This window comes from Enterobacter cloacae complex sp. HYC033_NIDB, assembly GCF_056673335.1.
In genome coordinates, this window is sequence record NZ_CP115123.1 from 2,371,821 (window position 1) to 2,389,362 (window position 17,542).

18 protein-coding genes are annotated in these 17,542 nt (G+C 56.9%); 13 read left to right on the forward strand and 5 right to left on the reverse strand.

The features are described 5' to 3' along the window. Positions 1–87: 87 nt before the first annotated feature. Together O1721_RS11305 and O1721_RS11310 are read right to left on the reverse strand one after the other, a co-directional pair. Positions 88–900, reverse strand: a complete 813-nt coding sequence (locus tag O1721_RS11305; RefSeq protein ID WP_015571023.1) for a Cof-type HAD-IIB family hydrolase — start codon at positions 898–900, stop codon at positions 88–90. Further along, positions 890–2,104, reverse strand: a complete 1,215-nt coding sequence (locus tag O1721_RS11310; RefSeq protein WP_032647828.1) for an MFS transporter — start codon at positions 2,102–2,104, stop codon at positions 890–892. Before O1721_RS11310 ends, O1721_RS11305 begins: the two co-directional genes overlap by 11 nt. 82 nt (positions 2,105–2,186) lie before the next feature. On the opposite strand from O1721_RS11310, the gene O1721_RS11315 reads away from it, so the two are divergent. Continuing rightward, the gene (locus O1721_RS11315; protein WP_032647831.1) at positions 2,187–2,744 is read left to right on the forward strand and encodes a TetR/AcrR family transcriptional regulator; all 558 of its coding nucleotides are present in this window, start codon (positions 2,187–2,189) and stop codon (positions 2,742–2,744) included. Between the two features lie 288 nt (positions 2,745–3,032). On the opposite strand, the gene O1721_RS11320 is transcribed toward O1721_RS11315, so the two are convergent. After that, positions 3,033–4,718: an aspartate:alanine antiporter gene (locus O1721_RS11320; protein ID WP_026080732.1), complete on the reverse strand. Its 1,686-nt coding sequence runs from the start codon at positions 4,716–4,718 to the stop codon at positions 3,033–3,035. Between the two features lie 274 nt (positions 4,719–4,992). Here O1721_RS11320 and O1721_RS11325 point away from each other — a divergent pair, with 274 nt between their 5' ends. Further along, on the forward strand, positions 4,993–5,367 hold the full coding sequence (locus tag O1721_RS11325) for an inner membrane protein YbjM (protein WP_017384878.1): 375 nt from the start codon (positions 4,993–4,995) through the stop codon (positions 5,365–5,367). A gap of 30 nt (positions 5,368–5,397) precedes the next feature. Here the strand turns inward: O1721_RS11325 and O1721_RS11330 are convergent, their stop codons facing one another. Beyond that, on the reverse strand, positions 5,398–5,667 hold the full coding sequence (locus O1721_RS11330) for a GrxA family glutaredoxin (protein WP_006809455.1): 270 nt from the start codon (positions 5,665–5,667) through the stop codon (positions 5,398–5,400). 185 nt (positions 5,668–5,852) lie between these two features. On the opposite strand from O1721_RS11330, the gene nfsA reads away from it, so the two are divergent. From nfsA to O1721_RS11385, 11 genes are all read left to right on the forward strand, one after another. After that, entirely contained in the window at positions 5,853–6,575 is a 723-nt protein-coding gene (gene nfsA / locus O1721_RS11335) for a nitroreductase NfsA (protein ID WP_015571015.1), read from the forward strand. 64 nt (positions 6,576–6,639) lie between these two features. Then, positions 6,640–7,542 (forward strand): 30S ribosomal protein S6--L-glutamate ligase, encoded by a 903-nt coding sequence (gene rimK / locus O1721_RS11340; protein WP_017693733.1) that lies wholly within the window; start codon positions 6,640–6,642, stop codon positions 7,540–7,542. A 63-nt stretch (positions 7,543–7,605) separates the two neighbouring features. Beyond that, on the forward strand, positions 7,606–8,082 hold the full coding sequence (locus O1721_RS11345; protein ID WP_003858385.1) for a YbjN domain-containing protein: 477 nt from the start codon (positions 7,606–7,608) through the stop codon (positions 8,080–8,082). Between the two features lie 350 nt (positions 8,083–8,432). Then, positions 8,433–9,545: a spermidine/putrescine ABC transporter substrate-binding protein PotF gene (potF, locus tag O1721_RS11350; RefSeq protein ID WP_015571013.1), complete on the forward strand. Its 1,113-nt coding sequence runs from the start codon at positions 8,433–8,435 to the stop codon at positions 9,543–9,545. 143 nt (positions 9,546–9,688) lie between these two features. Further along, positions 9,689–10,822: a putrescine ABC transporter ATP-binding subunit PotG gene (gene potG, locus O1721_RS11355; protein ID WP_017693732.1), complete on the forward strand. Its 1,134-nt coding sequence runs from the start codon at positions 9,689–9,691 to the stop codon at positions 10,820–10,822. A gap of 9 nt (positions 10,823–10,831) precedes the next feature. Then, on the forward strand, positions 10,832–11,785 hold the full coding sequence (gene potH, locus O1721_RS11360) for a putrescine ABC transporter permease PotH (RefSeq protein ID WP_017693731.1): 954 nt from the start codon (positions 10,832–10,834) through the stop codon (positions 11,783–11,785). Then, positions 11,782–12,627, forward strand: coding sequence for a putrescine ABC transporter permease PotI (gene potI / locus O1721_RS11365; RefSeq protein WP_032668746.1), 846 nt, complete (start codon positions 11,782–11,784; stop codon positions 12,625–12,627). Before potH ends, potI begins: the two co-directional genes overlap by 4 nt. A gap of 42 nt (positions 12,628–12,669) precedes the next feature. Next, positions 12,670–13,167, forward strand: coding sequence for a YbjO family protein (locus O1721_RS11370; protein WP_086598616.1), 498 nt, complete (start codon positions 12,670–12,672; stop codon positions 13,165–13,167). A 40-nt stretch (positions 13,168–13,207) separates the two neighbouring features. After that, the gene (gene rlmC / locus O1721_RS11375; RefSeq protein ID WP_032647838.1) at positions 13,208–14,344 is read left to right on the forward strand and encodes a 23S rRNA (uracil(747)-C(5))-methyltransferase RlmC; all 1,137 of its coding nucleotides are present in this window, start codon (positions 13,208–13,210) and stop codon (positions 14,342–14,344) included. 112 nt (positions 14,345–14,456) lie between these two features. Continuing rightward, positions 14,457–15,164, forward strand: a complete 708-nt coding sequence (locus tag O1721_RS11380; protein WP_022650690.1) for a response regulator transcription factor — start codon at positions 14,457–14,459, stop codon at positions 15,162–15,164. Then, positions 15,148–16,617, forward strand: coding sequence for a sensor histidine kinase (locus O1721_RS11385; protein ID WP_015571009.1), 1,470 nt, complete (start codon positions 15,148–15,150; stop codon positions 16,615–16,617). The genes O1721_RS11380 and O1721_RS11385 overlap by 17 nt, the downstream gene beginning before the upstream one ends. A gap of 76 nt (positions 16,618–16,693) precedes the next feature. On the opposite strand, the gene artJ is transcribed toward O1721_RS11385, so the two are convergent. Beyond that, the gene (gene artJ / locus O1721_RS11390) at positions 16,694–17,425 is read right to left on the reverse strand and encodes an arginine ABC transporter substrate-binding protein ArtJ (RefSeq protein ID WP_032647840.1); all 732 of its coding nucleotides are present in this window, start codon (positions 17,423–17,425) and stop codon (positions 16,694–16,696) included. Between the last annotated feature and the right edge of the window lie 117 nt (positions 17,426–17,542).

Here is a 17,542-nt window from a genome sequence, read left to right on the forward strand (position 1 = left end):
TTATTCCCTCTCCCCCGTGGGCGAGCTCGGGACAGTCCCCTCTCCCTGTGGGAGAGGGTTAGGGTGAGGGCACCAGAGCGCACGGAATCAATTAAACGGCGCCCTCCCATCCAGCACCCTATCAATTACGTCCAGCACCCCTTCGTCATTATTGTTCGGCGCTTCATAGCGGGCCACCGCCTTAATGTGCGGTCTGGCATTGGCCATCGCGAAGCCAAACCCAGCCTGGCGCAACATCTCCACGTCGTTACCGCTGTCGCCAAAGGCCACCACTTCACTGTCCTCAATGCCCCAGCGCGCTTGCAGGATCCGCAGGCCGTTAGCTTTGTGTACGCCGGGGATAATCAGGTCGATACTGCCGTGTCCCGTGGTCACCGGCACCATGATGTCGCCAAGCTTCTCATGCAGCAGCGCCTGAATGCGCGGAATTTCGTCGTCAGAGACGTTTAGCCCGAATTTGAAGAAAATATCGTTGAGGTTGTCAAAGCTGCTGACGCTTTCAAGGCGGTGATAGTATTTCGCAGCAATCTCTTTGAAGAGGTCGTTATACGTTTTCAGCGTGTAGGCGCTGTTTTTTCCGCAGGCAATTATCTCAATGCCGGGCACGTCGTTTAACAGGGTGGCGACGGTCAGAAAATGCTCTTTCGACAGTTCGCCGTTAAACACGTCTTCGCCCGCATCCACCACCCAGCCGCCGTTTTCGGCGACGAAGGCAATTTCATGGGCGATCTCCGGGAAAAATGAGATCAGCTGGTAGTACTGATTTCCGCTGGCGACCACAAAACGGATGCCTTGCGCTTTCATGCGCGCGTACTGCGCCAGAAAACGCGCGCGGTTATAGGTTTTCGCATCGCTCAGGAAGGAGCCATCCATGTCGACTGCAATCAGTTTAACGCTCATATCCCTTCTCCATTGACGTTGTTTCTGCTTCCGGTTTTGCCACCGCTCGCGCCACCAGGGCGGCAATAATGACTAACCCTAATACCACCAGCATCGCGCTGCGTAACCCGTAGTGCTCACCGAGGAATCCAAGCAGCGGCGGGCCCACCAGGAAAGCGAGGTAGCCCGTGGTCGCTACGACGCTCACGCGCGTCGGCGCGTCGGGGCCGGTATCGCTGGCAGCGGAAATGGTCAGCGGGAAGCCAAGGGAGGCGCCCAGTCCCCACAGGATCACCGACACGCCGGCAATCCAGTCCACATCCACAAAGATAATCATCGCGATGCCCAGCCCACCCAGCAGGGCGCTGGCACGGACGACAGCCACGCGGCTGTAACGGTCGATAAACCAGCCCCCGGTAAAGCGTCCGACGGTCATGCCGAGCGTAAACCCGGCGTAAATCAGCGAGCCGGAGGCGGGGCTAAATCCGTGCCCGTCCACCATCAGCAACGGTAGCCAGTCGTTGGCGGAGCCTTCAGCAAACGCCATCGCCAGTACCACCACACCAATCAGCATCAGCTGGAAATCGCGATAGAAGGGCAACCCTTTTGCCTCAGACTTCTGTTCGTCCGAGGCATTTTGTCCTGTGCCAGCGGGAATAGCCCTGATGCCGGTGAGGATCGGGATAATACAGACCAGCGCCGCGAGTAAAATGTGCACATTGGCCGCAATGCCCAGCGCCGTCAGCGCCATCCCCACGCCCGCGCCCGCCAGCGTGCCGAGGCTGTAAAAGCCATGCATCATCGGCAGCACCGTTTTGTTCATCGCCTGTTCGACGGCGGCCCCCTCGACGTTAATGGCCACTTCCGCCGCACCAAAGCTGCCGCCAAATACCATCAGCCCAAGGGCAAACATCAGCGGCGAGGCGAACCACAGCGCCACGCTCAGACCGAGCATTCCCACCACGGCGCAGCACATGGTGGTGCGGATCACCGCGCGCGTGCCAAAGCGTTTCACCAGCCAGGCCGAGCAGAGGATGCCGCTCATCGAGCCAATCGACAGGCCAAACAGCACGATCCCCATCTCCGCAGTCGAAACGGATAGCGTATCGCGGATTGCCGGGGTGCGCGTTGCCCAGGAAGCCATCAGCAGCCCAGGGATGAAGAAGAACATAAATAGCGCCCACATGCGCAGATGCAGGGCTTTGCGAGGAGAAGTTAGCGTCATTGGGATCAGCACCAGAAGTACAACAATAGCGACAACACTAGCAACTTTGTGTACATTTGTACATAAACCGGATGAGGATTTTATGAGCAGACCACCGAACGACCCTAACCGCCGCGAGAAGATACTCCAGGCGACGCTGGACACCATTGCTGAGCACGGTATTCATGCCGTCACGCACCGCAAAATTGCCACCTGCGCAGGCGTGCCGCTGGGGTCGATGACCTACTATTTCGACGGGATGGAGTCGCTTCTGGAGGAGGCATTCACGTGGTTTACGCAGCAGATGTCTCAGCAGTACCGGGATTTCTTCGCGGGGGTTACGGGGCGCGAGAGGGCGTGCGAGGCCATTACCACGCTGATCCACAGTTCAGCCGTGACCACGCCACACAATATGGCGCTGATGTATCAGTTATACGCGTTTATGCACCGCAGCGCCGCGCTGAAAACGGTGATGCAGGACTGGATGAAGATGAGCCAGGCTACGCTGGAGCAGTGGTTTGATCCGGCCACCGCCCGCGCGCTGGATGCGTTTATCGAGGGGATGACGCTGCATTTTGTGACCGATCGGTCGCCGTTAACCCGGGAGGAGATCCGGGTGATGGTGGGGCGAATTGCCCGTGAGCAGATGCCACGCGATTAGCAGAAGGGCACCATGATGTTACCGGCCCAGAACTTTTGCCTGGAGTCGATTCGACTACCTTACTTGCCGGGTGACGGCTTCGCCTTACACGGCCTACAATCCTGAATCTTAAATTTGTATTTCTTCAGGCAACAAAAAACCCATCAACCTTGAACCAAAACGGCGGGGTTGATGGGCTCCACAAATTGGGGACATCAAAGAAAAGCAGTGGCACTAGTTATGACTGCACCCTGCGTAAAAAGTTCTGCGCGTAACGAAAATTTTTTGCGCCACACGCAAACTTGAGATTTATCCGAGTCCTGGCCAGATAATGATGATCAGCGTACCCGCCAGCGTCAGCAGCACGTTGGCGATTGCGTACGTGCCTGCATAGCCCAGCGCCGGGATATTGCTGCGCGCGGTGTCGCTGATGATCTCCATCGCCGGTGCGCAGGTGCGCGCGCCCATCATCGCGCCGAAGAGCAGGGCGCGGTTCATGCGCAGCACGTAGGCGCCGAAGAGGAAACAGATCACCACCGGTACCAGGCTGACGATAAGTCCGGAAACCAACATTTGCCAGCCGACCGCGCCCAAGCCGTTGCCAATGCCGCTCCCGGCGCTTAAGCCGACACCCGCCATAAAGACCATCAGACCGAACTCTTTCACCATATTCAGCGCCCCCTGAGGGATATAGCCGAAGGTGGGATGGTTCGCTCGCAGGAAGCCCAGCATGATCCCGGCGAACAGCAGACCGGCTGCGTTACCAATGCCGAAGCTAAAGTTGCTGAACTGGAAGGTTATCATCCCGATCATCAGGCCGACAATGAAGAAGGCGCAGAAGGCTAACAGGTCCGTCACCTGGCTGTGGATCGAGATAAAGCCGATACGGTCGGCAACGGTTTTAACACGTCGGGCATCGCCGCTGACCTGCAACACATCGCCTTTATTGAGCACCACGTTATCGTCGATAGGCATTTCAATCTGGCTGCGGATCACGCGGTTGAGGAAACAACCGTGGTCGGTCAGCTTCAGCTGTGCCAGACGGCGGCCCACGGCGTTGTGGTTTTTCACCACAATCTCTTCGGTGACGATACGCATGTCCAGCAGGTCGCGGTCAAACACCTCTTTCCCGTTGCGGAAGCTCGGATCGAGACGCGCGTGGGCGTCCGGGTAGCCAACAAGGGCGATGTCATCGCCCATCTGGAGCACCGCGTCACCGTCCGGGTTTGCCAGAATGCCGTTACGACGGATACGTTCGATGTAGCAGCCGGTCTGACGGTAGATCCCCAGCTCGCGCAGGTTTTTCCCGTCGGTCCAGGCAACCAGCTCCGGCCCGACGCGGTAGGCGCGGATCACCGGCAGGTAAACTTTACGTTTGGAGTCCGTGTCCAGGCCGCGCTCGCGGGCGATGGTCTGGGCGCTGGTCTGGAGATCCTGATGCTGAAGTTTTGGCAGATAGCGCGCGCCAACAATCAGGCTCACCAGACCAATCAGATAGGTCAGGGCATAGCCCAGACTCAGGTTGTCCAGCGCGGAGGAAAGCTGCGTGCCTGCCATGCCAGAATGACGAAGCGTATCCCCCGCGCCAACAAGCACCGGCGTGGAGGTCATCGAGCCTGCCAGCATACCGGCCGTTAAGCCGATGTCCCAGCCAAACAGTTTGCCCAGCCCTAACGCAATCAGCAGGGCGCTGCCGACCATCACCAGCGCCAGCATCAGGTAATTTTTGCCGTCTCGGAAGAAAATGGAAAAAAAGTTCGGACCGGCTTCCACGCCTACGCAAAAAATAAACAGCATGAAACCTAAGTTAAGCGCGTCCGTGTTAATACTGAAATGTTGTTGACCTAATAACAGGGAGACGACTAAAACGCCAATGGAATTACCAAGTTGAACTGAACCCAGGCGTAATTTACCCAGACAAAGGCCCAGCGCCAGTACCACAAATAATAACAGGATGTAATTCCCATTTAACAAGTCTGCGACGTTTATATTCACGGAGGCTAACTTCTTGTTTACCAGTAAGTTGTTGAATGAAAGGACTATTTGGGCTACTGTTTTCAGAGTCAGGGAATCACTTTGCATCTCCCTGCTTCCTGATAAATACCCTAAACACTAGCAGTCGGTTAGTTTAATCGTAATAGCTACCGACAGCCACCTATTATCGCACGACTTCTGTGCGTGCTTTGGCAAGGATTGCCGCATTGCTTTATCTGACTGGGCGTCCACCGGACGATTTTTGTATTTGATAGAGATAAGTCAGGAGGATAGTTTGAACTTTAAACGAAACTGGGCTGGCGTAATCAGCTGTTTTTTGCTGTTTACAGTCGTTTGCATGTCGCTCGCTTTTAACGTGAAAGGCGCCTTCAGAGCGTCCGGTCATCCCGAGCTGGGCCTGTTGTTCTTCATCCTGCCGGGGGTAGTCGCTGGTTTTCTCTCGCGTAAAGGCGAGGTGGTGATGCCGCTTATTGGGGCAATGCTTGCGGCCCCGCTCTGCCTGCTTCTGATGCGCGTGCTGTTTCTCTCGTCGAGAAGCGTCTGGCAGGAAGTGGCGTGGCTACTGAGTGGCGTTTTCTGGTGTGCGCTGGGCGCGCTCTGTTTCTTATTTACGCGCAGCCTGCTGCAACAGCGGAAGCACCGTAAATAAAAACGCCCTCAGGGTGAGGGCGTCTTCGCATTACTGAGCCGCAAACAGGCCCAGGTGTTCTTTGGCGTAGGCCTCAAAATCGGTGCAGCCGCCGATGTGTTTCTGATCGAGGAAGATCTGCGGCACGGTTTCAACCGGTTTACCCACGGTTTTTTCCAGATCGGCTTTAGTGATGCCTTCCGCGTGGATATCCACGTAACGGAAGTTGAAATCATCACGTTCTTCAGTCAGTTTCTCTGCCAGCTCTTTCGCGCGTACACAGTAAGGGCATCCTGGACGACCAAAAATTACTGCAAACATTTCTCTCTCCTCAAAAAACAAGCCTGACGGCGAATGGCGCCTATAGTGCACGATAACCTGCCGTCATGGAAAGAAGGTTTCACCTGTCACTTTGATACAGTCAGGCTATGTTTCGCCAATTACATCAGGTGGATCATTGCCTATACTGGCTGCCATACGTTTTACGCAACACAAAGAGAGACAAAATGACGCCAACCATTGACCTGCTTCGTTCCCACCGTTCCATTCGCCATTTCACCGATGAGCCGATTACCCAGGCGCAGCGGGAAGCGATCATCGACAGCGCAAGAGGCACCTCCAGCTCCAGCTTTTTGCAGTGCAGCTCCATTATCCGCATCACCGATCCGGCGATGCGTGAGCAGCTGGTAACGCTGACGGGCGGACAAAAGCACGTTGCCCAGGCGGCTGAGTTCTGGGTGTTCTGCGCCGATTTTAACCGTCATCTGCAAATCTGCCCCGAGGCCGAGCTGGGGCTGGCGGAACAGCTGCTGCTGGGCGTGGTGGATACGGCGCTGATGGCGCAAAACGCGTTCACGGCGGCGGAATCGCTGGGGCTTGGCGGCGTCTATATTGGCGGGCTGCGTAACAACATCGAAAGCGTGACGGAACTGCTGAAGCTGCCGAAACACGTTCTGCCGCTGTTTGGTCTGTGCCTCGGCTGGCCGGCGGATAACCCGGATCTGAAGCCGCGCATTCCTGCTGCGATGCTGGTGCATGAAAACCACTACCAGCCGGTCGACCAGGACGTTCTGCATCAATACGATGAAGAGCTAGCGAACTACTATCTGACGCGCGACAGCAACAACCGCCGCGACACCTGGAGCGACCATATTCGTCGCACCATCATCAAGGAGAACCGCCCGTTCATTCTTGATTACCTGCACAAACAGGGCTGGGCAACGCGGTAGTCCATTCCTCCTGCGCCTCGTGTATGATAGGCAGGCTTTTACCATGTCTTTAGAGAGGTGCAGGGTGAAAATTGCCATATTGTCCCGGGATGGAACGCTCTATTCATGTAAACGCCTGCGAGAAGCGGCGGCGAAACGCGGACATCAGATTGAGATCCTCGATCCGATGTCCTGCTATATGAACATCGACCCTGCGGCATCGTCGATTCATTACAAAGGCCGCAAACTCCCGCATTTTGATGCGGTAATTCCCCGCATTGGCTCCCAGATCACCTATTACGGTACGGCTGCGCTGCGCCAGTTTGAAATGCTGGGAAGCTATCCGCTCAACGAGTCCGTGGCGATCTCCCGCGCCCGCGATAAGCTGCGCTCGCTGCAACTGCTGGCGCGCCAGGGGATCGATCTGCCCGTCACCGGGATTGCCCACTCCCCGGACGACACCAGCGATTTAATCGACATGGTGGGCGGTGCGCCGCTGGTTATTAAGCTGGTGGAAGGTACGCAGGGTATTGGGGTGGTACTGGCGGAGACGCGTCAGGCGGCGGAAAGCGTGATCGACGCGTTTCGCGGTCTGAATGCCCATATTCTGGTGCAGGAGTATATTAAAGAGGCCAACGGGTGCGACATCCGCTGCTTTGTGGTGGGCGATGAGGTGGTGGCCGCCATAGAGCGGCAGGCAAAAGAGGGCGATTTCCGCTCTAACCTGCACCGCGGCGGTATCGCGCGGGTGGCCCTTATTAGCGAGCGCGAGCGCGAGATTGCGGTGAAAGCAGCGCAGACGCTGGGCCTGGACGTGGCGGGGGTCGATCTGCTGCGTGCCGGGCGCGGGCCGCTGGTGATGGAAGTCAACGCCTCGCCGGGGCTGGAAGGGGTGGAAAAAACCACAGGCGTCGATATTGCAGGTAAAATGATCGCATGGATTGAACGCCATGCGACGCCGGGATTTTGCCTGAAAACGGGCGGTTAAATGGATCGGCGCGCACTTTTTGCGTAATCTGGACAACGTTTTTATTTAAGAGGCTGCACAGCGATGGATTTACAGGTCGTACCTACACTGGATACGTTACGTCAATGGCTCGATGATGCCGGTATTACTTTCTTCGAATGCGACTCCTGCCAGGCGCTGCATCTGCCTCACATGCAAAATTTCGATGGCATTTTCGATGCCAAAATCGATCTGATTAACGACGTGATCCTGTTCTCGGCGCTGGCTGAAGTAAAGCCTTCTGCGCTGCTGGCGCTGGCGTCTGATCTGTCAGCGATCAACGCCAGTTCTTTGACGGTGAAAGCGTTTCTCGACATACAGGATGATAATCTGCCAAAGCTGGTGGTTTGCCAGTCTTTATTCTCCGGCGCGGGGCTCTCCTTCAAGCAGTTCGCCTGGTTTATGCGCCTGAGCGAAGAGCAAATTTCCATGGTAATGATGGAAGCCAACGCACATCACCTGCTGTATAGCGCGGAAGATGATGCCGAGAATAATGATGCATCTCCCAATTTTCTCCACTAAGCCTGTCTGACTTTTGCGCAGTCGCTGCCAGAGCGGCTGCATAACACCGTTTTTTCTGCTGCTTTTAACCTTTCTTTAAAGAGTTTTTCACCTCCTCTCCGGCCGTTTCGGCTTATCACGTAGACATAATCTGCATAAAAAATTGATAAAAGGCGTTTTTTCGTCTGGGCTATAGCCGGAGACACGGGCTACAGTTATTCTTGCGGTGCTTAAAAAAGCGAGCGGAACCTGCCGGGAAGAGGGGGGTATTTTATTTCGGGCAGAGCGACAAACTATGCATGATTATTGCATATCTTCAGGCTGCACAGTTTTGGTTCGTTTGTTAACGAACTTTCAGAAGGAATAACAATATGATCGCCTTGAATAAAAAATGGTTATCGGGTCTGGTTGCGGGTGCACTGATGGCCGTCTCTGCCGGCACGCTCGCTGCGGAACAAAAAACGCTGCACGTCTATAACTGGTCTGACTATATTGCGCCGGACACCGTCGCGAATTTTGAAAAAGAGACCGGCATTAAGGTTGTCTACGACGTATTCGATTCCAACGAAGTGCTGGAAGGCAAACTGATGGCGGGCAGCACCGGTTTCGATCTGGTGGTGCCGTCGGCAAGCTTCCTGGAGCGTCAGCTGACCGCCGGTGTCTTCCAGCCGCTGGACAAGAGCAAATTACCGAACTGGAAGAACCTCGATCCGGACGTGCTGAAGCTGGTGGCGAAGCACGATCCGGAGAATAAATACGCGATGCCTTACCTGTGGGCGACAACCGGTATTGGCTATAACGTGGATAAAGTCAAAGCGGCGCTGGGCCCGGACGTCAAGCTGGACAGCTGGGACGTGGTGCTGAAGCCGGAAAACCTCGAGAAGCTGAAAAGCTGCGGCGTCTCTTTCCTCGATGCGCCGGAAGAGATTTTCGCCACCGTGCTTAACTATCTCGGCAAAGATCCAAACAGCAGCAAGGCCGACGACTACACCGGTCCGGCGACCGACCTGCTATTGAAGCTGCGTCCGAATATTCGCTACTTCCACTCCTCTCAGTACATCAACGACCTGGCTAACGGGGATATCTGCGTGGCCATCGGCTGGGCGGGCGATGTCTGGCAGGCGGCGAACCGCGCGAAAGAGGCCAAAAACGGCGTGAATGTTTCCTACTTCATTCCGAAGGAGGGGGCGCTGGCGTTCTTCGACGTCTTCGCGATGCCGGCTGATGCGAAAAATAAAGAGGAAGCGTATCAATTCCTCAACTACCTGATGCGTCCGGAGGTGATTGCCCACATCAGCGACCATGTCTACTACGCCAACGGTAACAAGGCCTCCGTGCCGCTGGTGAGCGAAGAAATCCGCAATAATCCGGCGATCTATCCGCCAGCCGATGTGTTTGCCAAGCTCTTCACCCTGAAAGTGCAGGAACCGAAAATTGACCGTGTGCGTACCCGCGCGTGGACCAAGGTGAAAAGCGGTAAGTAACGGCGTTTGATATCGTTGCCCGGTGGCGCTGTCGCTTACCGGGCCGACAGATCCCGTAGGCCGGGCAAGCGTTAGCGCCGCCCGGCGATGCGCACCCTGACGGTGCGTTTGCACCAGTGTTGATCTATGCCGGAGAGCACCCCGTGAATGACGCTATCCCCCGCCCGCAGGCGAAAGTCCGTAAAGCGCTGACCCCGCTTCTTGAAATTCGTAACCTCACCAAATCCTTCGACGGCCAGCATGCCGTGGACGATGTCAGCCTGACGATCTACAAAGGTGAAATTTTTGCTTTGCTCGGCGCATCGGGCTGCGGCAAATCAACACTGCTGCGTATGCTGGCAGGCTTTGAACAGCCTACCGCCGGGCAGATCGTGCTGGATGGGGTAGACCTCTCCAGCGTGCCGCCGTACCAGCGGCCCATAAACATGATGTTCCAGTCCTATGCCCTGTTCCCGCACATGACCGTTGAGCAGAACATCGCCTTCGGTCTGAAGCAGGACAAACTGCCGAAAGCCGAAATCACCGCGCGCGTGGCAGAGATGCTGAGCCTGGTGCATATGCAGGAGTTTGCGAAGCGTAAGCCGCATCAGCTTTCCGGCGGCCAGCGTCAGCGCGTGGCGCTGGCAAGAAGTCTGGCGAAGCGTCCAAAATTATTACTGCTCGACGAGCCGATGGGCGCGCTGGATAAAAAGCTGCGCGACCGGATGCAGCTGGAAGTGGTGGATATCCTCGAGCGCGTGGGGGTGACCTGCGTGATGGTGACTCATGACCAGGAAGAGGCGATGACCATGGCCGGGCGCATTGCGATCATGAATCGCGGTAAGTTCGTGCAGATCGGCGAGCCGGAAGAGATCTACGAACACCCGACAACCCGCTACAGCGCGGAGTTCATCGGCTCGGTGAACGTCTTCGAAGGGCTACTGAAGGAACGCCAGGACGACGGTCTGGTGATTGAATCGCCGGGGCTGGTGCACCCGCTGAAGGTTGATTCTGATAACTCCGTGGTGGACAACGTGCCGGTTTACGTTGCCCTGCGCCCGGAAAAAATCATGCTTTGCGATGAGCCGCCCGCCGATGGCTATAACTTTGCCGTGGGCGAAGTGGTACACATTGCCTATCTCGGCGATCTGTCGATTTACCATGTGCGCCTGAAAAGCGGCCAGATGCTCAGCGCCCAGTTACAGAACGAACACCGGTATCGCAAGGGACAGCCAACCTGGGGCGACGAAGTGAGCCTCTGCTGGGATGCGGACAGTTGCGTAGTCCTGACGGTATAAGGAGCGGTCATGAGCACACTTGAACCTCCAGCCCGCGTCAAAAAACCGGGCGGTTTCGCGCTCTGGCTGGCGCGCATGCAGATGGCGCATGGCCGCAAGCTGGTCATCGCCATGCCCTATATCTGGCTGATCCTGCTGTTTCTGCTGCCGTTCCTGATCGTCTTTAAGATCAGCCTGGCGGAGATGGCGCGGGCGATCCCACCGTATACCGATCTGTGGGAGTGGGCCGACGGGCAGCTGACGCTGACCTTAAACCTCGGTAATTTCCTGCAACTGACCGACGATCCGCTCTATTTCGAAGCCTATTTGCAGTCGTTACAGGTTGCGGCTATTTCTACGATTTGCTGCTTGTTGATGGGCTACCCGCTGGCGTGGGCAGTGGCGCACAGCAAGCCGTCGACGCGAAATATTTTACTGCTGTTGGTCATTTTACCGTCGTGGACGTCGTTCCTGATCCGCGTGTACGCGTGGATGGGGATCCTGAAGAATAACGGCATACTGAATAACTTCCTGCTGTGGCTTGGGGTCATCGACCAGCCGCTGACGATCCTGCACACCAACCTTGCGGTGTATATCGGGATTGTCTATGCCTATCTGCCGTTTATGGTGCTGCCAATCTATACTGCGCTGACGCGAATCGATTACTCGCTGGTGGAAGCCTCGCTGGATCTCGGCGCACGCCCGTTGAAGACTTTCTTCAGCGTCATTGTGCCGCTCACCAAAGGCGGGATCATCGCCGGATCGATGCTGGTATTTATCCCGGCGGTCGGGGAGTTTGTGATCCCGGAACTGCTCGGCGGCCCGGACAGCATCATGATTGGCCGCGTGCTGTGGCAGGAGTTCTTCAATAACCGCGACTGGCCGGTGGCCTCGGCGGTGGCGATCGTCATGTTACTGCTGCTGATCGTGCCGATCATGTGGTTCCACAAACATCAGCAGAAACAGATGGGAGACCACGGATGAACAACTTACCGGTAGTACGCTCCCCGTGGCGAATTGCGATCCTGATGATCGGCTTTACCTTCCTGTATGCGCCAATGCTGATGCTGGTGATCTACTCGTTCAACAGCTCTAAGCTGGTCACCGTCTGGGCGGGCTGGTCGACGCGCTGGTACAGCGAGCTGTTCCACGATGATGCGATGATGAGCGCGGTGGGGCTGAGCCTGACCATTGCGGCGCTGGCGGCGACGATGGCCTGCGTGCTGGGCACGATTGCCGCGCTGGTGATGGTGCGCTTTGGCCGTTTCCGCGGGGCGAATGGTTTCGCGTTTATGATCACCGCCCCGCTGGTCATGCCGGACGTCATCACCGGCCTGTCGTTGCTGCTGCTGTTTGTCGCGCTGGCGCACGCCATCGGCTGGCCAGCGGATCGCGGGATGCTCACCATCTGGCTGGCGCACGTCACCTTCTGTACGGCGTATGTGGCGGTGGTGATATCCTCGCGGCTGCGCGAGCTGGATCGCTCCATTGAAGAGGCGGCGATGGATCTCGGCGCAACGCCGCTGAAGGTCTTTTTCATCATCACGCTGCCGATGATTATGCCAGCGGTGATCTCCGGCTGGCTGCTGGCGTTCACGCTCTCGCTCGACGATCTGGTTATCGCCAGCTTTGTGTCGGGACCGGGCGCGACGACACTGCCGATGCTGGTCTTCTCCAGCGTGCGGATGGGGGTGAATCCCGAGATTAACGCCCTGGCGTCCATCATCCTTGGCGTGGTCGGAATTGTCGGATTTATCGCCTGGTATTTGATGGCGCGCGCGGAAAAACAGCGTGTGCGCGATATCCAGCGTGCAAGACGCGGCTGAAGGAATTACTATTTCCAGTGATGTGCCGCGTATGACGCGGCACTGTTTTTCAGGGAAGTAAAAACATTGGGATTCTTACAAAAAACACGTCATTCGCACGCTCGTCCGAACGTCCCTGCACTGGTGCAGGTGGCGGCGCTCGCCATTATTATGATCCGCTGTCTGGATGTGCTGATGATAATGAACACGCTGGGTCCGCGCGGAATGGGGGAATTTATTCACCGCAGCGCGCAGACGTGGAATCTGACGCTGGTGTTTCTCAGCAGCCTGATGCTGGTGTTTATTGAGATCTACTGTGCGTTCTCGCTGGTGAAAGGACGTAACTGGGCGCGCTGGGTGTATCTGCTGACGCAGATCACCGCTGCCAGCTACCTGTGGGCCGCCTCGCTGGGCTATGGCTATCCGGAGCTGTTCAGCATACCCGGTGAGTCGCGACGCGAGATTTTCCATTCACTGGTGATGCAAAAACTGCCGGATATGCTGGTGCTCTGCCTGCTTTATCTCCCGGCTTCCAGTCGGCGGTTCTTCCGCCTGCAATAATGTGTATAATCGCAGCCCTCGTGTTTCTTAAGGTTTTCATATGCAGTGCGCACTCTATGACGCCGGACGCTGCCGCTCCTGTCAGTGGATAGAACAGCCAGTCTCTCAACAACTCACCGCCAAAATGGTCGACCTGCAACAGCTGCTGGCAGCACACGCGGTGGGCGAGTGGTGCGCACCCGTCAGCGGCCCGGAGCAGGGCTTTCGCAATAAAGCCAAAATGGTGGTCAGCGGCAGCGTTGAAAAGCCGCTGCTGGGGATGCTGCACCGCGACGGCACCCCGGAAGATTTAACCGACTGCCCGCTGTATCCCGCCTCGTTTGAGCCGGTGTTTAGCGCGCTGAAGCCGTTTATCGCCCGGGCGGGGTTAACGCCCTATAACGTTGCCCGCAGGCGCGGCGAGCTGAAATACCTTTTGCTGACCGAAAGCCAGATCGACGGCGGGATGATGCTGCGCTTTGTGCTGCGTTCGGAAAACAAGCTGGAGCAGCTGCGCGCGGCGCTTCCGGGGTTGCAGGAACAGCTTCCGCAGCTCAAGGTGATCACCGCAAATATTCAGCCGGTGCATATGGCGATCATGGAAGGGGAAAAAGAGATTTTCTTCACCGAACAGCATGCGCTGGCGGAGAGCTTTAACGGCGTGCCGCTGTGGATCCGTCCGCAAAGCTTCTTTCAAACTAACCCCACCGTCGCCAGCGCGCTGTATGCCACCGCGCGCGACTGGGTGCGTGCGTTACAGGTTCATCACATGTGGGATCTGTTCTGCGGCGTCGGCGGCTTTGGCCTGCACTGTGCCACGCCAGACATGCAGCTCACCGGAATTGAGATCTCCGCCGAAGCGATTGCCTGCGCGAAGCAGTCCGCCGCAGAGCTGGGGCTGACGAATCTGCACTTCCAGGCGCTAGACTCGACCCGGTTCGCCACCGGACAGGGCAACGTGCCGGAGCTGGTGCTGGTGAACCCGCCGCGCCGGGGTATCGGCCAGGCGCTCTGCGACTACCTGAGCCAGATGGCGCCGGAGTACATTGTCTACTCCAGCTGTAACGCGCAGACCATGGCGAAGGATATCGCCAGCCTGCCGGGCTACCGCATTGCGCGCGTTCAGCTTTTCGATATGTTCCCCCATACCGCCCATTATGAAGTGTTGACGTTGTTAACCAAAGCGCAGGCCAGGTAAGGCGAAGCCGCCACCCGGCATAAACCCCGCACAATGTTCAACAAAATGTGAACTCTTCCCCCGCTCGAAATCAGGTAAGCTTACGTCATAACAAATGATTGAAGGCTTACCCATGAAGCAGATCCTGCTGGTAGAAGACGACCACGATATCGCGGCACTCCTGCGTCTTAATCTGGAAGATGAAGGCTACGCCATTACCCACGAGCCCGACGGGGGCAACGCCTTACAGCGTCTTGAAACACAGCCGTGGGACGCGGTGATCCTCGATCTGATGCTGCCGAATGTTGATGGTCTGGAGATTTGCCGCCGTATCCGCCAGATGACCCGCTACCTGCCCATTATCATCATTAGCGCCCGCAGCAGTGAAACTGACCGTATTACTGGCCTGGAAACAGGGGCGGATGATTATCTGGCAAAACCTTTCTCGGTGCAGGAGCTGATTGCCCGCATTAAGGCGCTGTTTCGCCGTCAGCAGGCGATGGGCCAGGCGCAGACGGACGGCATTATTCAGGCGCACGGACTGACTATCGATCCGCTGGCGCGCACCGTGCGCCTTAACGGTCAACACGTCGATCTCACCCCGCGCGAATTTGAACTGCTCTATTTCTTTGCCCGCCATCCCGGAGAGGTCTTTTCGCGGCTGGCACTGCTGGAGCAGGTATGGGGGTATCAGCACGAAGGCTACGAACACACCGTCAATACCCACATTAACCGCCTGCGCATTAAAATAGAGAAAGATGCCGCCGAGCCGGAGATCGTTCGCACCGTCTGGGGCAAAGGCTACAAATTTGCGGAGCAGAATCATGATGCGTCGCTTTAGCCTGAGCCAGCGCCTGACGCTGCTGTTTACGGCGTTACTGCTGCTCTGCGCCACCGTCGCCTGTGCGGTGCAGCTCTACAGTAGCATGCAGTACGGCAATGCGATGGTGCAGCGGCTCTCCGGCGGGCTGGCGCAGCAGATTGTGCAGCGGGAAGCGATTCTGGATGCGCAGGGCAGGGTGGATCGCAGCGCCTTAAAACCGCTGTTCGACCGGCTGATGACCTTTAATCCGAGCGTCGAGCTGTATGTTGTCTCGCCAGATGGCGATATCCTGGCCGATGCCGCCCCGCCAGGGCACATTCAGCGGCAAAAAATTGACCTCGTGCCGATACAGAATTTCCTCAGCGGGACGGTGATGCCGGTGTTTGGCGACGATCCCCGAAGCCAGAATAAGAAAGTCTTCAGCGCCACCCCGCTGCGGCAGGACGGTGAGCTGAAGGGGTATCTGTACATTATTTTACAGGGGGAGGAGTCCAACGCGCTGGCGGAGATGGCCTGGCACAAAGCGCTCTGGAGTACGGCGCTGTGGTCGATGCTGCTGGTGGCACTGTTTGGTCTGCTGGCGGGGTTGCTGCTCTGGTACTGGGTGACGCGCCCGGTTAAAGAGCTCACGCTGGACGTGGCCGGGCTGGAGCAGGACAGCATCAGCGCGATTAAGCAGCTGGCGGCCCAGCCGCTTGAGCCTGCCGGCCAGGATGAAGTGGCGATCCTGCGCAATACCTTTATCGAGCTGGCGCGCAAAATCACCTCTCAGTGGGATCGGCTGGCCGACAGCGACCGCCAGCGCCGGGAGTTTATCGCCAACATTTCGCACGACTTACGCACCCCGCTGACGTCGCTGCTGGGTTATCTGGAAACGCTGTCGCTGAAATCCGCAACGCTGTCGCCGCAGGAGCATCAGCAGTACCTCGCTACCGCGCTGCGTCAGGGGCAAAAGGTACGCCATCTGTCGCAGCAGCTGTTCGAGCTGGCGCGTCTTGAGCACGGCGGCATCAAGCCCCAGCGCGAGCGTTTTGCCATGGCTGAACTGATTTCCGACGTGGCGCAAAAGTTTGAACTCGCTGCCCGCACGCGTGAGTTAAATCTGCACATTGACGTCCCGGGTCCGCTGCCGCAGGTGTTGGCCGATGTTTCCATGATTGAACGGGTGGTGACGAATCTGCTGGATAATGCGATACGCCATACCCCAGCAGGTGGAGATATTCGTCTGGCGGTGTGGCAGGAGAACGACCGGTTACAGGTTGAAGTGGCCGACAGCGGAACGGGTGTTGATGCCGCATTACGGGACGATCTGTTCCAGCGTCCGTCAGCGTTAAATCCACAGGCCTCGCGGGAGCACCGGGGCGGGTTAGGGCTGTTAATCGTGAAAAGAATGCTGGAGCTGCACGGCGGGGGGATCAGGCTGATGGAGTCCGTGAGCGGGGCACGGTTCAGGTTCTTTGTGCCGCTTTAAGAAATTGCCGGGTGGCGGCTTCGCCTTACCCGGCCTACAGACCACCCCCGTAGGCCAGGTCACCCGGCAAAAAAGGTTATTGCGGGAACCACTGCTCGCTGATTTTCTGGTATGTGCCGTCAGCTTTGATCGCTTTCAGCGCGCCGTTCAGTTTCTCAAGCAGAGCCTTGTTATCCGGACGCACGGCAATACCGAGGCCAGTGCCGAAATACTGCGGATCGGTCACTTTCTCCGTCGCTGTACCCAGCTGCGGGTTGGTTTTCAGCCACTCATTCACGACCGCGGTGTCGCCAAATACGCCATCAATACGGCCATTTTTCAGGTCGATAATGGCGTTCTGGTAGCTGTCGTAGGCCACGGTTTTCACTTCAGGATGCTTGTCCTGGAGGTATTTCTGGTGCGTGGTGCCGTTCTCCATGCCGATGCGCTTGCCTTTCAGCTCGTCGAAAGATTTATAAGCCCCTTTCTTCGCAATCACCACCGCAGAGTTCGCGTAGTACGGGTCGGTGAACGCGACCTGCTTGCTGCGCTCTGGCGTGATGTCCATGCCGGAGATCACCGCGTCGTACTTTTTAAATTTCAGGGACGGGATCAGGCTGTCAAATGCGTGGTTAGTAAAGGTGCAGTCGGCCTGCATCTGCTTGCACAGCGCTTTCGCCAGGTCGATGTCGAAGCCGACGATCTGGTTGCTGGCATCCAGCGATTCAAACGGCGGATAGGTGGCAGAAACGCCGAAATTGATTTTATCGACGGCGGATGCGCCAGCGGCGAAGGTTGCGAGTAATGCGGCCAGAACTAACTTTTTCATTGTAATGCTCCCGTCTGTCAATCTTGTCATTATGCGCCGTGTCTGCGGCATGGATGTACAATGCCACTCAATGAATTTATATGCAATAAATATGATTAAATATTATTTAATGCATAA

Coding starts and splice junctions, on each gene's coding strand:
- artJ (WP_032647840.1), bottom strand. CDS start 17,425: ATGAAAAAGTTAGTTCTGGCCGCATTACTCGCAACCTTCGCCGCTGGC.
- potI (WP_032668746.1), top strand. CDS start 11,782: ATGAACAACTTACCGGTAGTACGCTCCCCGTGGCGAATTGCGATCCTG.
- potH (WP_017693731.1), top strand. CDS start 10,832: ATGAGCACACTTGAACCTCCAGCCCGCGTCAAAAAACCGGGCGGTTTC.
- O1721_RS11310 (WP_032647828.1), bottom strand. CDS start 2,104: ATGACGCTAACTTCTCCTCGCAAAGCCCTGCATCTGCGCATGTGGGCG.
- O1721_RS11380 (WP_022650690.1), top strand. CDS start 14,457: ATGAAGCAGATCCTGCTGGTAGAAGACGACCACGATATCGCGGCACTC.
- potF (WP_015571013.1), top strand. CDS start 8,433: ATGATCGCCTTGAATAAAAAATGGTTATCGGGTCTGGTTGCGGGTGCA.
- O1721_RS11305 (WP_015571023.1), bottom strand. CDS start 900: ATGAGCGTTAAACTGATTGCAGTCGACATGGATGGCTCCTTCCTGAGC.
- O1721_RS11315 (WP_032647831.1), top strand. CDS start 2,187: ATGAGCAGACCACCGAACGACCCTAACCGCCGCGAGAAGATACTCCAG.
- O1721_RS11330 (WP_006809455.1), bottom strand. CDS start 5,667: ATGTTTGCAGTAATTTTTGGTCGTCCAGGATGCCCTTACTGTGTACGC.
- rlmC (WP_032647838.1), top strand. CDS start 13,208: ATGCAGTGCGCACTCTATGACGCCGGACGCTGCCGCTCCTGTCAGTGG.
- O1721_RS11345 (WP_003858385.1), top strand. CDS start 7,606: ATGGATTTACAGGTCGTACCTACACTGGATACGTTACGTCAATGGCTC.
- O1721_RS11385 (WP_015571009.1), top strand. CDS start 15,148: ATGATGCGTCGCTTTAGCCTGAGCCAGCGCCTGACGCTGCTGTTTACG.
- nfsA (WP_015571015.1), top strand. CDS start 5,853: ATGACGCCAACCATTGACCTGCTTCGTTCCCACCGTTCCATTCGCCAT.